General features: G+C 64.6%; 17 protein-coding genes. 3 read left to right on the top strand and 14 right to left on the bottom strand.

The features are described 5' to 3' along the window. Positions 1-7: 7 nt before the first annotated feature. The 12 genes from ACB034_RS20245 to ACB034_RS20190 are packed head-to-tail and all read right to left on the bottom strand — an operon-like array spanning position 8 to position 10,833. A complete protein-coding gene (locus ACB034_RS20245; RefSeq protein WP_371173601.1) occupies positions 8-2,323 on the bottom strand; it encodes an MMPL family transporter in 2,316 nt (771 codons plus the stop codon). After that, on the bottom strand, positions 2,310-2,912 hold the full coding sequence (locus ACB034_RS20240; RefSeq protein ID WP_371173600.1) for an outer membrane lipoprotein carrier protein LolA: 603 nt from the start codon (positions 2,910-2,912) through the stop codon (positions 2,310-2,312). Before ACB034_RS20240 ends, ACB034_RS20245 begins: the two co-directional genes overlap by 14 nt. Continuing rightward, entirely contained in the window at positions 2,909-3,331 is a 423-nt protein-coding gene (locus ACB034_RS20235; protein WP_268856463.1) for a thioesterase family protein, read from the bottom strand. The genes ACB034_RS20240 and ACB034_RS20235 overlap by 4 nt, the downstream gene beginning before the upstream one ends. Continuing rightward, the gene (gene hutH / locus ACB034_RS20230) at positions 3,324-4,874 is read right to left on the bottom strand and encodes a histidine ammonia-lyase (protein WP_371173599.1); all 1,551 of its coding nucleotides are present in this window, start codon (positions 4,872-4,874) and stop codon (positions 3,324-3,326) included. The genes ACB034_RS20235 and hutH overlap by 8 nt, the downstream gene beginning before the upstream one ends. A gap of 7 nt (positions 4,875-4,881) precedes the next feature. After that, on the bottom strand, positions 4,882-6,558 hold the full coding sequence (locus ACB034_RS20225) for a glycosyltransferase (protein WP_371173598.1): 1,677 nt from the start codon (positions 6,556-6,558) through the stop codon (positions 4,882-4,884). Next, complete coding sequence (locus ACB034_RS20220; protein ID WP_371173597.1) at positions 6,555-6,920, bottom strand: hydroxymyristoyl-ACP dehydratase; 366 nt, start codon at positions 6,918-6,920, stop codon at positions 6,555-6,557. The genes ACB034_RS20225 and ACB034_RS20220 overlap by 4 nt, the downstream gene beginning before the upstream one ends. After that, positions 6,920-8,296 (bottom strand): AMP-binding protein, encoded by a 1,377-nt coding sequence (locus tag ACB034_RS20215; protein ID WP_371173596.1) that lies wholly within the window; start codon positions 8,294-8,296, stop codon positions 6,920-6,922. The genes ACB034_RS20220 and ACB034_RS20215 overlap by 1 nt, the downstream gene beginning before the upstream one ends. After that, positions 8,293-8,859, bottom strand: a complete 567-nt coding sequence (locus ACB034_RS20210) for a hypothetical protein (RefSeq protein ID WP_371173595.1) — start codon at positions 8,857-8,859, stop codon at positions 8,293-8,295. Before ACB034_RS20210 ends, ACB034_RS20215 begins: the two co-directional genes overlap by 4 nt. Continuing rightward, a complete protein-coding gene (locus ACB034_RS20205) occupies positions 8,859-9,104 on the bottom strand; it encodes an acyl carrier protein (protein WP_371173594.1) in 246 nt (81 codons plus the stop codon). Before ACB034_RS20205 ends, ACB034_RS20210 begins: the two co-directional genes overlap by 1 nt. A gap of 4 nt (positions 9,105-9,108) precedes the next feature. After that, a complete protein-coding gene (locus ACB034_RS20200; RefSeq protein WP_026457248.1) occupies positions 9,109-9,369 on the bottom strand; it encodes a phosphopantetheine-binding protein in 261 nt (86 codons plus the stop codon). Beyond that, complete coding sequence (locus tag ACB034_RS20195) at positions 9,350-10,144, bottom strand: lysophospholipid acyltransferase family protein (RefSeq protein ID WP_371173593.1); 795 nt, start codon at positions 10,142-10,144, stop codon at positions 9,350-9,352. Before ACB034_RS20195 ends, ACB034_RS20200 begins: the two co-directional genes overlap by 20 nt. Continuing rightward, entirely contained in the window at positions 10,129-10,833 is a 705-nt protein-coding gene (locus tag ACB034_RS20190) for a beta-ketoacyl synthase chain length factor (protein WP_371173611.1), read from the bottom strand. The genes ACB034_RS20195 and ACB034_RS20190 overlap by 16 nt, the downstream gene beginning before the upstream one ends. Before the next feature lie 274 nt (positions 10,834-11,107). Between ACB034_RS20190 and ACB034_RS20185 the strand changes: the two genes are divergently transcribed. Genes ACB034_RS20185 through ACB034_RS20175 form a run of 3 tightly spaced genes read left to right on the top strand, consistent with a single transcriptional unit; the run spans position 11,108 to position 12,817 of the window. Further along, the gene (locus ACB034_RS20185) at positions 11,108-11,503 is read left to right on the top strand and encodes a hypothetical protein (RefSeq protein WP_225633250.1); all 396 of its coding nucleotides are present in this window, start codon (positions 11,108-11,110) and stop codon (positions 11,501-11,503) included. 12 nt (positions 11,504-11,515) lie between these two features. Then, positions 11,516-12,577, top strand: coding sequence for a methyltransferase (locus ACB034_RS20180; protein WP_371173592.1), 1,062 nt, complete (start codon positions 11,516-11,518; stop codon positions 12,575-12,577). A gap of 42 nt (positions 12,578-12,619) precedes the next feature. Beyond that, positions 12,620-12,817, top strand: coding sequence for a hypothetical protein (locus ACB034_RS20175; protein ID WP_061475672.1), 198 nt, complete (start codon positions 12,620-12,622; stop codon positions 12,815-12,817). A 44-nt stretch (positions 12,818-12,861) separates the two neighbouring features. Here the strand turns inward: ACB034_RS20175 and ACB034_RS20170 are convergent, their stop codons facing one another. Both ACB034_RS20170 and ACB034_RS20165 read right to left on the bottom strand, forming a co-directional pair. Further along, entirely contained in the window at positions 12,862-13,770 is a 909-nt protein-coding gene (locus tag ACB034_RS20170) for a pseudouridine-5'-phosphate glycosidase (protein WP_371173591.1), read from the bottom strand. Further along, positions 13,764-14,855, bottom strand: a complete 1,092-nt coding sequence (locus ACB034_RS20165; protein ID WP_371173590.1) for a PfkB family carbohydrate kinase — start codon at positions 14,853-14,855, stop codon at positions 13,764-13,766. Before ACB034_RS20165 ends, ACB034_RS20170 begins: the two co-directional genes overlap by 7 nt. Positions 14,856-14,933: the final 78 nt, after the last annotated feature.

Here is a 14,933-nt window from a genome sequence, read left to right as displayed (position 1 = left end):
TATCTCATCATGACTCCGCAGCTGGCCGCGGGGCCAGCACCATGGGCGATAACAAAAACGCGGTAAAGATCCCGCCGCTCAGCACTATGCCAAAGCCGGCGATGGCCGGGGTGTGGCTAAGTGCCAGCAGGCCGAAGGCCAGCAGGGTGGTGAGGTGGGCGAGCAAAATAGCCAGCAGGGTCGACTGCTGGCGTCCCGGGTCCTCGCCGCAGTGGGCGAAGAAGAGGCCATAGTCGATGCCGATGCCGAAGATGAGGCTCAGCGCCAGCACCCCGAAAAGGGTCAGCGGCTGCTGGCTGAAACCGAGCAGGGCCAGCCCCATGGCGATGGCCAGGGCGTTGACCAGCAGGATGCGCGCCGCGACGCGCCAGCCGACGCGCCGCCAGAGCAGCCCGGTCACCAGCAATACCGCCAGCAGCAGCAGCTCGGCCAGCTTGAGGCGGTAGTCGGCGAAGAGCTGGCTCCACTGGCTGCGCTGATCCTGCCACACCACGCCGTCACTCTCGTCGGCCAGCCGCGCTAGGGCTGCGGCATCGTGAATGCCGGCGAGTGGCACCCAGATGCCGATCCGGCCATCAGGCAAAGAATGCCAGAGCAGCCGGCTCCCCTCGCTGACCGGGCTCGCCAGCCAGGTCTCTGGTGTAAGCGGCGAGAAGGGGCGCGTCTTGGCCTCCACCGGCAGGCCGGCTCCCTGGAGCGTCGCGATGACGCCTGGTTGCAGCCCTATGATGGCGTGATGGTCCGCCTGCTGGCGGGCCTGGGAGGGGAGCCACTGGCTGATGGCGACGAATTGCTCCAGCAACCCGCGCTGGCGGGCCTGCTCGAGGCGACCAGCCAGAGTTTCGAGCCGGGTGAGGGCCTGCTCGCCATCGCGCCCGACCACCAGATAGCCGGTCATGCCCCCCTGCTGGCCGGTCAGCTGCTGGATCTGGCGCTCCTGCGCCTGCAACTGGTGCGGCAGGGGTTGCAGCTTCTGGATGTCGTCATCCACCACCAGGCGACTCACGCCGATGGCGCTGACGACGAGCGCCAGCAGCGGCAGCCAGCGGCGCAGGCCAGCGGGCGCGCGCCAGGCGGCAATCCAGCGCGCTTGCCAGCGGCGGATGGGAAGCGGCCCCTGTGACAATTCCCCGAGCCAGGCGGGGAAGAGCAGCAACACGGTCAGGAAGGCGGCCAGCAGGCCGGCCAGGGCGCAGACCGCCAGCTGCTGCAGCCCCGGGAAGGGGGCGAGCCAGAGCAGGGCATAACCGATGAGGGTGGTGAGCAGGGCCAGGCTCAGGCCCGGCAGCAGGTGGGCGCGGGTCTGGGCCGGCGTCTCGTGGCCGTGCAGGCGCCGCTCGCTCATGAAGTGGAGCGCATAGTCGATGGAGATGCCGATGAGGCTGGTGCTGATCACCAGGGTGAAGACGTGGATCTCCCCGAACACCAGCAGCACGGCGCCGAGTCCCCACAGCATCCCCATGGCCAGCGGCAACAGGGAGAGCAGCAGGGCCCGCAGGGAGCGAAACGCCAGCCAGATCAGCAGCACCACGCCAAAGAGCGACCCCAGACCGATGGTGGAGATATCCTGCTCGGCCAGGGTGCTGGCGTGCTGGCTATAAAACAGGGTGCCGCGGCGCAGCAGCTCGGCCCCGGGGTAGTCCTGTTTCAGCGTATCTTCGGCGCGGGTCAGCTCGGCCAGCAGCTGCCGATTGCGGGCCATGTCGAAGGCCGAGAGGTTGAGCTCGGCGCGCACCAGATACCAGCGCTGGCCATCGGGCCCCAGGGCACTCAACCAGCCCTGTTCGCCAAGCTGCATCGGGCTCTTTTGCTCGAGCACGACGGCGCGGGTGAGCAACATGGGGTCTGCCTGCCACTCGGCCCGGGAGACGCCGCCGAAGGGGGAGTAGATCTGCCCAAGCACCCATTGGCTCCAGACGCCGGCGCCCCCCTCCAGCCGCGCCCGGGCGGCCGGGGTGAGGTGCTGCCAGGCCATCTGCTGCAGATAGGCTTGCCAAGCGGGTGCAAGCTCGGGCTGAGCCCCCTTCACCTGCACCAGGGCGTCGATGGCTTGCAGCTGTCGGCTCCACTCGGTTGCGGCCGCCTCACCGTCTTTGCCAGGAGGCAGGCTCACCAGCCACACCAGCTGCCGGTCCAGGTTGGCGAGCAGCCCGGCGCGCAGCTCGGGGTGCCACTGCTGATGCTCCTCTTTGGGCAACAGGTCCATCACGCTGGTGTTGAAACGGGCGCGGGGCAGGGCCAGCGCCAGGGCGATGCAGACCGCCACGCAGAGCAGCAGCCAGGCCCGCCCCAGCAGGCGCCAGTGTCGTTCAGTGAGCATCAAAGCGGGACTGCTCCTCGGCGCTCAGTGGCAGGGGCTTGAGCTGCCAGTTGGAAAAGCGGATCAGGGTGACATCCCCCTGCCTGTCGTGGATAGCGAGGGACGTGAGCTCATGGCTCCCCTTGAGCACCAAGGTGGCGAAGACCTTGTCGAGGGGAGCTCGGATGGGCTCGAGGGTCAGGGTCCACTCCTCTTCCTCGCTGGTGAGGGTGTGGCGAAAATAGCTCGCCAGCGCCGCTTCGCTCGGGTCAAACAGGGCCAGCATCAGGTTGCTGAACTCCAGCAACTGGGGGTTGTCCAGGGTCTGGGTCGGCTGGCCCTGCAACTGCTGCACCATGCGGGTGGGGGTGAGCGTCAGGGTCAGGAGAAAGGGCTTTTGCTGCTGCCACCAGAGCCCCTGGCCCTTGACCAGCAGGATCTCGCCGCCGGATCGCAAGGGTTGGCTCAAGCCACTTATCTGGCGCTCCTGCTCGAAGCGGGCGCTGCGGGCATCGGCGGCGGTGAGCTGACGCTGCACCTCGGCCAGGGTGATCTGACCGGCCAGCAGGGGCCAGGGGAGCAGGGCCAGCAGCAGCCAGAGGCACTTTCTCACTCTTTCACCCCCAGCTTGTCGAGCAGCACCCGGGGCGAGGCGAGGCACATCTCGCCACTCTCCTTGCTGACCGCCACCTGCACCGTGTAGCCCTTGCTGGTGCGTTGATTGGTCGCGGGATCGTAGAGCAGGTAGTCAATCTTGAGGCGGTTCTGATACTCCACCAGGGTGGCACGCACCCGTACCGTCTGGCCAAAACGCAGGGGCGCCACGTACTTCATGCGCACGTCGATGACCGGCCAGAGGTAGCCGGAGGCCTCCATCTGCGGGTAGTTGTAGTCGATGCGATCGAGCAGGGCGCAGCGGGCCAGCTCGATGTAGCGCAGGTAGTGGCCGTGCCAGGCGACGGCCATCATGTCCACGTCGTGAAACGGGACTGTGACGTCGACTTCGGCGCTCAGTTGCCAGGGCTCAGCCATGGGGCACCTCGTCGTAGAGCGGGTAGTGACGGGCCTGCAGGCGCCCCATCAGGGCGCGCAGCTCGGCCTCCAGCGGGCGATCTTCAGTCAGGAAGGGGTGATTCCGGCGCACCGCCTCCACCGTGTGAGCCAGCGCCGGGCTAAGGGCGCCTCGCCCCTTGCCCTGCAGGGCGAGGCGCAGTTCCACCCCTTGCACCGCGGCCAGCAGGCTGGCACTGGCCACCTGCTCGGTCAGGGTCAGCACCCGCAGGGCGTCGCGGGCCGCTATGGTGCCCATGCTCACCTTGTCCTGATTGTGGCACTCGGTGGAGCGGGAGAAGACGCTGGCGGGCATGGTGTGCTTGAGGGCCTCGGCGGTCCAGGCGGAGGCGCCAATCTGCACCGCCTTAAAGCCGTGGTTGATGAAGCGCAGCGATTCACTGGCGCCCGAGAGGTTGCTCGGCAGCCCCTGATTGAACTTGGTGTCCACCAGCTGCGCCAGCTGGCGGTCGAGCAGATCGGCCAGGTTGGCCACCGCCACCTTCATGCTGTCCATGGCCATGGCGATGTGGCCGCCGTAGAAGTGGCCGCCGTGCATCACATGCTCCCCGTCACCGTCGATGAGGGGGTTGTCGTTGGCGCTGTTGAGCTCGTTTTCGATGAGCTGGCGCCACCAGGGCAGGCTGTCGGCCACCACGCCGATGACGTGGGGGGCGCAGCGCAGGGAGTATCTGTCCTGCAGCCGGTTGCTGTGGTGGGGCAGCTCGCCGCTTTGCAGATCCGCTCGCAGCCAGGCGGCGATCTGCTGCTGGCCCGGGTGGGGCTTGGCGGCAAACAGGCGCTCGTCGAAGTGGAAGGCATTGCCCTCCATGGCCACGCTCACCAGCGCCGTGATGCGGGTACACAGACGCATCAGGTAGTCGCAGCGGGCGAAGGCGAGGCAGGCGAGCGCCGTCATCACAGAAGTGCCGTTCATCAGCGCCAGTCCCTCTTTCGGGCGCAGCTTGAGGGGGGTCATGCCGAGCTCGCGGTAGAGATCCGCCGCCGCCATCAGCTGGCCGTCCCGATAGAGATCGCGCTCTCCCACTAATGCCGCCGCCACATAGGAGAGGGGGGTCAGATCGCCGCTGGCACCGACCGAGCCCTCCTCGGGAATGCGCGGCAGCAGATCTTGCTCCAGCAGCCAGGTGAGGCGCTCGAGCAGGGTGACGCTGACCCCGGAGACCCCCTGTGCCAGGGAGTTGAGGCGGGTGGCCAGCACGGCGCGGGTGGCGGCCGGGCTGAGATTCTCGCCCATACCACAGCCGTGGAAGCGGGTCAGGTGCAGGGGCAGGGCATCGACCAGATCGAGGGGCACGGCACGGGTGACAGAGTCGCCGTAGCCGGTGGTGACCCCGTAGATGACCCCCTCGTCGGCCAGCAGCCGGTCCAGATAGTCGGCGCCGCGCTGGATGCGGGCACGGAAAGCGGGCTCGGGGTTGAGCGTCGGGGTGGCGCGGCGCTCGGCCAGGGCGACCACCTCTTCAATGGTGAGGGGACGGGCCCCGAATACGATCTCGTGCATACCTTGCTCAATCCTGCTCATCGGTCAGATGCCAAAAGTCAAAAAAGTTGAACCACTCCAGCGGCGCCCGCAGGCAGTGGTATTCCAGCCGGTCGGCATAGTGTTGCACCCTGGCCTCGAGACGCTGCTGGCGCTCGGCGCGGGGCAGGGGAGTGCCATCGGCAAAGGGCTCGAAATGGACCCGAAAACGCCCCTGTTCCCGCAGTCCGAACATCAGATAAGTGGGGCAGCCGAGCACCGCCGACAGGGCAAAGGGCCCCAATGGGAAGGGCGCCTTCTCCCCGAGAAAATCGGCCCAGACCACGCGTTTCTCTTTGGTCACCGAGGTGCGATCCCCCACGATCACCACCCACTCCCCCGCTTCGATGCGGGACTTGAGCATGATGGCGGTATCGGGCCCGAGCTCCTGCACCTGTACCAGGTTGAGGCCCGAATCGGGGTTTACCTCTTGCATCAGGGCGTTGAAGCGGGCGGCGTGGCGGGTGAAGACCAGGGCCGTGATGCGCACTCCCTGCTCCTGGCTGCCGAGGGCGCGACACAGCTCCAGATTGCCCAGGTGTGAGCCGATGATGAGCGCCCCCTGGCCGCGGGCGGCCTCGTAGTGCTCACGGTTGACCAGCTCGATGTCGTCGAGGCGGATGTCGCCGCGCCAGGCGGCCAGCTTGTCGAGGGCCGCCTCGCCAAAGCGCAGGAAGTGGCGCAGGCTCCCCACCCGCTCGGGCTGGGGATGGCCAAGCTGCCCGGCGCGGGCGGTGAGGCGGGCCAGATAGTTGCGGGAGGCCTCACGCTGGCGGCGGCCGGTCAGCCAGAAGTAGGCGATAACCGGCAGCGATATCACTCTGAAACCGGGGCGCCCGAGCAGCCGGTAGCTCCACAGCAGGGTGCGGATGCCGAACAGGGTGCCACGCTCCGGAGTGCGCGACCAGTGCGCCTTCCCCTTGTTCAGCAGCCTCTTGGGCCAGCGCAGCAGGTGGGCGGCGCCGTCGCGCAGCAAGGTCAATACCAGCCGGGTGTGCATCCAGGAGATGCGCAGGTTGTCGTGCAGCGGGTTGAAGTGGGAGAGGCCATCTTCGGGGTAGTGCACCTTCACCGGAATAAAGCGCACCGGTACCCCGCGCCAGTGCAGGCGCACCATCACCTCGATATCAAAATCCATCCGCTCACCGAGGGCGCACTGCTCGAGCAGCTCGCAGCTTGCTGTCACCGGATAGACCCGCAGGCCGCACATGCTGTCTTTTATCTCGAACGAGAGGGTCTCTATCCAGACCCAGACATGGGTCAGGTAGCGGCCGTAGAGGCGCCCCTTGGGCACCGACTCATCGTACTGGGGGGCGCCGGAGATGAGAGCCTCGGGATGACGCTGTGCCTCGGCCAGCAGATCCGGCAGGCGGGCGAGATCGTGCTGGCCATCCGCATCGACTTGCAGGGCGTGGCTAAAACCCAGGCCCTTTGCCGCCTGCAGGGCCGTTTTGACAGCCCCGCCCTTGCCCCGGTTGCGCTCATGGCGCAGCAGGGTGATCCAGGAGGCGTGCTCGGCTGCCAGCTGGTCCAGGCGGGCGGCGGCAACCGGTTCACTGCCATCGTCCACCAGCAGGCAGGGCAGGCCGAGGGGGGCGAGTTCATCGAGCACGCTGGCAAGGGGCGCGGCGTGGTTGTAGCAGGGGATGATAAGGCAGGGCGTCACGATACCTTGACCCTTCCACTGCTCGCCAGAGGCAACTCGGCCAGGGTCTCGGCGCAGCCGACCCGGTACTCGAAGCGCAGCTGGCCGTTGTCTTGTCTCTGTAGCATCAACCAGCACTGCTCATCCGGGCGCAGGGGGCGCTGAAATTTAAGCTGATCCATCCCCTGAAATTCACCATCAAGCAGCCCTTCCTCGCGGGCGAAGTGGATGGCCAGGTGCAGCTGGGCGACCCCGGGCAGCAGGGGGGCGCCGGGAAAGTGGCCACTAAACCAGGGCAGGCTGGCATCAAGGCGCAGCAGCAGTTGCACGCCGTCGGAGGTGACCTGACGCGCCAACTGCGTTGGGAGCAGTGAAATATCCATCAGGGGTGTTCTCCGGGAATGGGGGCGGTCGGCTCGTCGAAGGCGCGGCGCAGCGCGACGCCGTCGCGCTTGCCGGCGCCGGTCAGAGGCAATGCCTGAAAGAGTCTGAGGCTGCGCGGCAGCGCCACCGGCTCGAGCCAGGGGCGAAGCCGTTGGCGCAGGGCCTGCAAGAAGGCGCCGTGACCGAGGCGGGTGAAACTTGCCATCCCCTCCGGGGTCAGCACCAGGGCGACCCCCAGTATCTGGCGGCCAGCCTGCTCGAGGGGCAGGATGGCGGCATCGTGCACCCAATCGAGGGCCAGGAGGCGTTGTTCCACCTCGTCGAGGGAGATGCGTTTCTCCTCGAGCTTGATGATGCGATCCAGGCGGCCCAGCAGGCGAAACTGCCCCGGCTCGCCACACAGGGCGATGCGATCACTCCCGCGCCAGGGGGAGAGCTCGTCCATAAAGGGGGAGCTCAGCAACAGGGTCTGCTGTTCGTCACAGCCGACCTCGACCCCGGGGAAGGGGGTCCAGGGGCAGTTCGGGCCGCTGCTCTGGCGCCAGCCTATGCCGCCGGTCTCGCTGCTGCCGTAGATCTCCACCGGCAAGGGACCGAGCAGGGCGGCGCACTGGCGTGCATCCTCATACGTGAGGGGGCCACCGGAGGAGACCACCAGTCGGCAGCCGGGGGCATTCAGAGCGGCGCCGAGGCGCGAGAGAAACGCTGGCGAGCTGACCAGTGCCCAGTGCTGGCGCTGGCCGAGCAGCTGCTCCGGGTAGTCGGTCTGGCGGCGGGCAAACGGCACGCCGAGGGCCAGCGGCAGCAGGATGCGAAACAGCAGGCCATAGATATGCTGGTGGCTGACGCTGGCAAAGAGCCGTGCGCCCGTGAGGGCGGCGCCCCAGAGGGTCGCCTGCACCCGCACCTCCGCCTCGATCAGTGACCAGGGCTTGGCGATGGCCTTGGGCTGGCCGCTGGAGCCCGAGGTGAAGAGGGTGAGGGTCGGCGCCAGGGAGGGGGCATGGTTGAACTCGGGCTGACCGTCGTCGGTAGACACACTGTCGACCCGCAGCACTGGGCAGGGAAGCGAGAGCGCCTCATCGCAGATCACCCCCTCGAAGGCTTCTTGTTCGAGCAGCTCCTCCAGGGCGGCAAGCCGCTGGTGGCCGGGTAGCACTACATCGTGCCCAGCCATGGCGCAGGCCAGTAGGGCGACGGTGAAGTGGTAGCTGTCGTTCATGCAGATCGCCCAGCGGGTCGCAGAGCCGCTCTTCAGCTGGTCGGCCAGCGTCAGGGCCGTGCGGCGCAAGATGGCCAGCGTGACGTCACCTTGGGCATCAAATGCGACGGTGCGCTTGCCATCGGCCAGCAGCAGTTCATCCAGCAGCGTCATGGTGTACCCCGCTTCATCACCCGTTGTCTAATCAGCCACTCGCCGCCCATCAGGGCCCCCATCAGCAGATAGCTGATAAGGCCGTTGTAGAGGCTCCAGAGCGCCAGGTCCCCTTGCCAGATGGTCCAGCCGGAGAGGGCGCCATTGGCGATAAAAAAGAGGCACCACACCTGCGTCACCTTGCGGGTGTAGCGAACCCCCTGTTCGGGCAAGTCCGGCGTGGTCAGGCGCGCCAGCCGCTCGACCATGGTCATGGGTTGGCGCAGGCTCGCGCCAAACAGCGCCAGCAGGGTGGCGTTGACCGCCAGCGGGTAGTAGAGCAGCCAGTCGTGCTCGCGAAACCAGAGGTTCAGGAGCACCAGCAGCAGGCCGGTGGCCCCGAGCCAGCGGGTCGCCCACTGCCACGCCACCGGCATCGCCGAGCCGGCGATGAGACGAATGGCAAACAGTGGCAGCAGCAGGAGCGTCAGCCGCCGCCCCTCCCCGGATGACAGGCAAAAGTAGACCAGCAGGGGATAGAGCAGCAACAGGGCGCCTGCCAGCAGGTTGAACCGCCGCACCATTACTCGGCGATCAGGTGTTCGACGGCGTCGACCACGTCGGCGACGGTGCGCACCGACTTGAACTCTTCCGGCTTGATCTTCTTGCCGGTCAGCTTCTGCAGATGCACCACCAGATCGATGGCGTCGATGCTGTCGAGCTCGAGTTGCTGATAGAGCTGGGCATCCAGGGTCACGGCCTCGGGGTCGATCTCGAACAGCTCGACCAGGGCATTGCGGATCTCGTTGAAGATGTCGTCTCTGGTCATGGCCTTATCCTCGCTGTGCGGCGACGAGGGCCGCCAGGGCAGTGACACTGGCAAAGTGGCGACGGGTGTTTTCGTCATCGGCGGAGAGCACTATGCCGTAACGACCCTTGATCGCCAGGCCCAGTTCCAGGGCATCGATGGAGTCGAGCCCGAGGCCGTCGTTGAAGAGCGGGGCATCGGCGTCGATGTCGGCCGGCGTCATGCCCTCCAGGTTGAGGCTGTCGATGATCAGTTGTTTGATTTCTTCAGTTAAGGTGTCTTGCATCTTGAGTCCATCGCGGTGCGGGTTGGGTCGGGCTCAATACCCGTTTGAAATAATGGGTCAGATGACGTGCCGCCAGTGAAGGGGTCTCTTCCTGTAGCAACATCTCCTGAACCTGGCATTGGGGCAGAAATTCTACCGTAAAGACCGGCTTGTGTGCGGGCACCCGAAACCAGGGGTGTTGCTTGGTCAGAAAAGGGGCCGAGCAGTGAATGCGTACCGGTTGCAATCTGGCATTGCAGCGCACGGCGAGGTGGGCCGCCCCCCGCTGCAGTTGCAGCGGCTGACCCGGCGTGGTGCGGGTGCCTTCCGGAAATATCAGCAGCACGCCACCCCGTTGCAGGCGCTCACTGCACAGGGGCAACAATTTTTCGGCCGCCACGTTGGGAATATACCCGGCGGCGCGGACAATACCGGCGACAAAAGGATTATGCCAGAGCGCCTCCTTGACGATGCAGTCGCACTCCGGCATATGGGCCGCCAATAATACGTAATCGAGCAGGCTGGGGTGATTGGCCAACACCAGCACGCCGTTCAGCTGCTGCGGAATATGGTGGAAACGGTAATCCAGCACACCCAATAGTTTGAGAATTTTGATAAACAGACGGAAGGTGACCCGGATGGTGGTCTGGGCAAGATGACGCTGCATGTCACCACGGACAAACAGCCACAGCAAAGGAAACCAGAATAGTGTCAGCAACAGGCAACCCAAGCCAAACAGGGTAAACCCCAGCATGGTGCCGAACAAGCGCCAGAGCTGATTCAATTTCGCTGCCATAGCCACTCCCGACGCCCGTCGAAAATAGAAAAACGCGACGCATCGGTCAGCAGTGCTCGCCAGCAGGCGAGGGCATCTCCTGTGCCGGTTGCGCCTGAGGGCGTTGTCATCACCTCTCCTTGCCACTGCGTTCCCCTGGTCAACACCAGGCCCACCGCGTGGGGTGGCGCTTCATCGGGCAGCCAGGGCTGGCTGAAGGCGGGGATCGCGCCTTCGAAGCTGACCACCAGCACCCGTTCCATGCCGTCGGCCAGCATGCCCATCGCCTCCTGCAGGGCTGCGGCAACACTGCCGGTGCCGGCGGCCAGGGAGCTCATGGGGATGGGCTGCTTGCCCTGAATGGAGGTCAATCCGGCGGCCGTGTTGTGCACCGATTGGGAGAAATCGGTGGGAGAGAGGCTGCGCTGCTCGGCCAGGGCGCCGAGCAAGCCCAGGGAGCGATCCAGCTCACCGTGGCGACTGGCAAACACGGCGCCATCCACCGGATGGCGGGAAAGCAGCTCAAGCGCCACCTCGACCGCCAGGCGTCCACCCAGGCTCATGCGCCTGGCCACCATCATGGGGATATGGGGCGTCACAGCGGGTGCCGGAGGCAGCCAGAGGCCATCCTGAGCCCACGTCAGCCACTGCTCACGGGTCGACATGCCCGGAGCTAAAGCGTGGCTTTCAACGATGGAAAAAGTGGGCATTCTGTGCACGAAACGACCTTGATGCGCTAACGGCTGTGATACCAGGGGAGATGTGACCGGACCCACAGAAAGTCGGTTCAGCTCCGGTTAAGGATTCTGAAATAGGGCTGCATATTACCATTATTTTTCTTTATGACCAGAGGGAAAGTGTGAGCTCGCCAATAGGTGTGATGGAAAGTTAATTCACCTTCCTTTATTTATTGAAAGCTTGCAGTTTTTATTGTTTTATTGGGGCGGTTTTTGGCAGGTGTCACAATTTAAAAAGGTTAATAAAATGAAAATATTTAAACTTATTCTTGCAGCCCTCACATTAACGCTGGCCGCAGGCTGCTCCACGACCCAACCGGTCATGAATATGAGCAATAGCCCGGTACCGGCCAATCTCAGCGAACAGACAATTTCTCAAGCAATTATTAATGCGGGTGTCAGTAAGAAATGGGTAATGCGTGAAGAACGTCCCGGGTTAATTAGCGGCCATATTCAAGTTCGCTCACATCAGGCAAACATCAGTATTCCCTATAACACTCTCAATTATTCCATTAATTATGTGAGCAGCGTCAATTTAAGTGACAACGGTAGCGGAAAAATTCACCGTAATTATAACCGCTGGATCAACGGGCTGAATCAGGCCATTCAGATCGAACTGAATCGCGCCAGCAGCTACAAGTAAGGTCGGTGTCTCTTGAATCACTATCACTCCGATAGCCATAACGCACTGGATGCCATCAGCCAGGCCCAGCGGATTGCCTTCGCCCCCATGCTGTTCCAGGCCGCCTGGAGCCTGCGCGAGACCGGCATCCTCGCCAGCCTGGCCGCCTCCCGGGAAGGGGCCACTGTAGCCACTCTCGCCCATGAGACCGGTCTGACCGAGTATGCGGTCGGTGTCTTGCTGGACATGGGCCTGGGGGGCGGCATCTGCTACGTCCGCGAGGAGCGCTACCATCTGGGCAAGGTGGGGCAATACCTGTTGAGCGATCCCATGACCCGGGTCAACATGGATTTTGTCCAGCACGTTTGCTACAAGCCCCTCGCCCATCTGCAACAGGCCATCGAGAGTGGTACTCCGGCTGGCATCAAGGAGTTTGGCGACTGGCAGAGTCTCTATCCCCATCTCAAGGATCTGCCGGAGCCGGCGCGCGGCAGCTGGTTTCGCTTCGACCACTTCTATTCGGACTGGGCGTTCAAGCAGGTGCAGGATCTGGTCTTTGGCTACGAACCCCGTCACCTCTACGATCTCGGTGGCAACACCGGCAAGTGGGCCCTCTCGTGCGCCCGGCGCAATCCCGAGCTGGAAGTGACCATCCTCGATCTGCCGGAGCAGATCGCCATGGCCGACGAGCAGATCCGCGCGGCCGGGCTGGCAGGTCAGGTCCGGGGTTATCCGGTCAACCTGCTTGAGGAGCGCCAGCTTCCCGGTGAAGCGGATATCTGGTGGATGAGCCAGTTTCTCGACTGCTTCGGCCACGATGAGATCGTCGCGCTGCTGCGGCGCATCCGTCGCAGCATGAAGCCGGGGGCGCGCCTGTGCATCCTGGAGCTGTTTTGGGATCGGCAACCGTTCGAAGCGGCGAGCTTCAGTCTCAATGCCACCTCCCTCTACTTCACCTGCCTGGCCAATGGCAACAGTCGCTTCTATCACTCGAAGGAGCTGTACCAGTGTCTGCGGGAGGCGGAGTTCCATGTGGAGGCCGATCACGACATTTCGGGGCCGGGCCATACGCTGCTGGTTGCGACGCCGCTGTGAAGCGGGTAAACAGTAGAGCCTGACTGATTGCATGGAGCCGTGATGAAATACCTGCTGCTGATTGCCGCCGTGTTGCTGGCGGGCTGCGCCGAGTTGAAGGGGGCGGGGCGTACCATAGGCCATACGACTCGTGATGTGACCCGCGAGATAGGCCATACCACGCGGGATGTGACCCGGGAGATCGGTCATGGCACGCGCGATACGGTCAAAGGGATTGGCAACGAGATCCAGAACCAGTAAGACAAGAAGGGCCCGCGGGCCCTTCTTTCATTGGGGAGCCTGATTTACAGGGCGGTGGCGATGCGCGCCCCTAGGGCGGCGTTGCTGAGCACCAGCTGGATGTTGGCCGAGAGCGAATTGCCGCCGGTCAGTTCGCAGACCCGGGCCAGCAGGAAGGGGGTCGAGGCCTTGCCCTTGATCCCCTGCTCCTCCGCCTCACCCAGAGCCTGAGCGATAGCCGCATCTATGTCGGCCTTGGGCATGGCATGCTCGGCCGGAATGGGGTTGGCCACCACGGCGCCACCAGCCAGCCCCAGCTCCCATTTCAGACGCAGCGCTTCGGCAATGGCCGCCGGAGTATCGAGCCGGTAATCCACCTTGAAGCCGCTTTCGCGGGTGTAGAAGGCGGGCAGCTCCTCGCTCTGGTAGCCGATGATGGGCACCCCTTGCGTCTCCAGATACTCCAGGGTCAGGCCGATGTCGAGAATGGACTTGGCCCCGGCGCAGACGACGGCGACGGGTGTCTGCGCCAGTTCCTGCAGATCCGCCGAGATGTCGAAGGTTTCGGGCGCGCCGCGATGCACCCCGCCGATGCCACCGGTGGCAAACACCCGGATCCCCGCCATGGCGGCAATGATCATGGTCGAGGCGACCGTGGTGGCCCCCATCCCCTTGCGTGCCAGCACGAAGGGAATATCGCGTCGGCTGCATTTGGTGACGGCGTGGCCGGCGCGGCCCAGCGCCTCCAGGGAGTCCCCATCCAGCCCCACCTTGAGGCGACCATCCATGATGGCGATGGTGGCCGGCACAGCGCCGTTGTCGCGTACCACCTGCTCGACCTGGCGGGCCGTCTCCACGTTCTGTGGATAGGGCATGCCGTGGGAGATGATGGTGGATTCGAGGGCCACCACAGGTTTGCCTGCGGCCAGGGCTGCGGCGATTTCCGGCTGGATATCAAGGTATGCGTTCAGCATGAGTACTCCTCCAGTATGCGGTCAACGGCGGTCTTGGAGAGACCGGAATAAACGGTATCGGAACAATTGACGGTGAGGGCGGCGCAGCCCAGGGCGAAGCGGGCCGTGCTGGCGATGTCGTGCCCCTGCAGCCAGGCGTGGGCCAGCCCTGCCATGAAGGCATCTCCACCGCCGGTGACATTGAGCACCGGGCTGCCGAGTACTGGCAGATGGCCCTGCAGCTCGCCGTCGCTGTAGAAGATCCCCTGATCCCCCAGGCTCAGAAACAGCCGCTGCACCCCGGCACGGTGGAACCAGGCGGCGGCCATGGACCAGGTCTCGGGTCCGGCGATGGTCATGCCGCACAGCTTCTCCGCCTCGCTGCGATTGGGTTTGAGGGTATGGATCCGGCCGAGCCAGGGGCGAATTTTTTCCACCTTGGCCACCGAGACGGTGTCGACGAAGATGGCGTGCTCCCCCTGTCGCTCGAACAGCCAGTCGAGGGTGTGGATGGCCAGGTTGGTATCCAGTACCCAGAGCCGGGCGCCGGCGAGAAATCCGGCCAGGGGGGTGAGCCTTGCGGGGGTGAGCTGATCGATGATCGCCATGTCGTTGATGGCGCAGCTCATCTCGCCGCTGCCGTCGTGCAGGCTGAGATAGCAGGAGGTGGCATGGCCGTCCAGTACCTGGGTCTGGCGCACATCGACCCCCGCCTTCTGGCTCACCTCGAGTAGGTGATGGCCATATTGATCGTTGCCCACCGCGGTCAGCAGCCGGGTATCGGTACCGAGCCTGGCCAGGTTTTCGGCGATGTTGCGCCCCACGCCGCCGGCTGAGGTACGCACCTTGCCTGGGTTGGAGTCGCCAATCAGCAGCTGGCCATGGCTGGTGCCACAGATATCCATGTTGGCACCGCCGACCACCACCACGTAGGGGCCTTCCCGCAGCACATAGCCTCTACCCTGCACATATCCCTGGCGGATCAGGCTGGAGATATGGCTGGCCAGCGCCGAGCGGCTGATGCCGAGGCGATCTGCCAACTCCTGCTGGGGGATCATGGGGTCCTGGCGCAGCAGGGCGAGGATCTCTTGTTCACGCTCCGTCATAGACAAACATCCATTTGCAAACGTTTGTCTATTATTTCCATTCGCTCTTTTCGCGCTATCGCAGCGTGTGGAAAGTGT

This window comes from Aeromonas sp. S18(2024) (assembly GCF_041402525.1).
Lineage (GTDB): Bacteria > Pseudomonadota > Gammaproteobacteria > Enterobacterales > Aeromonadaceae > Aeromonas > Aeromonas enteropelogenes.
This window is presented reverse-complemented; position numbering and strand designations above follow the sequence as displayed.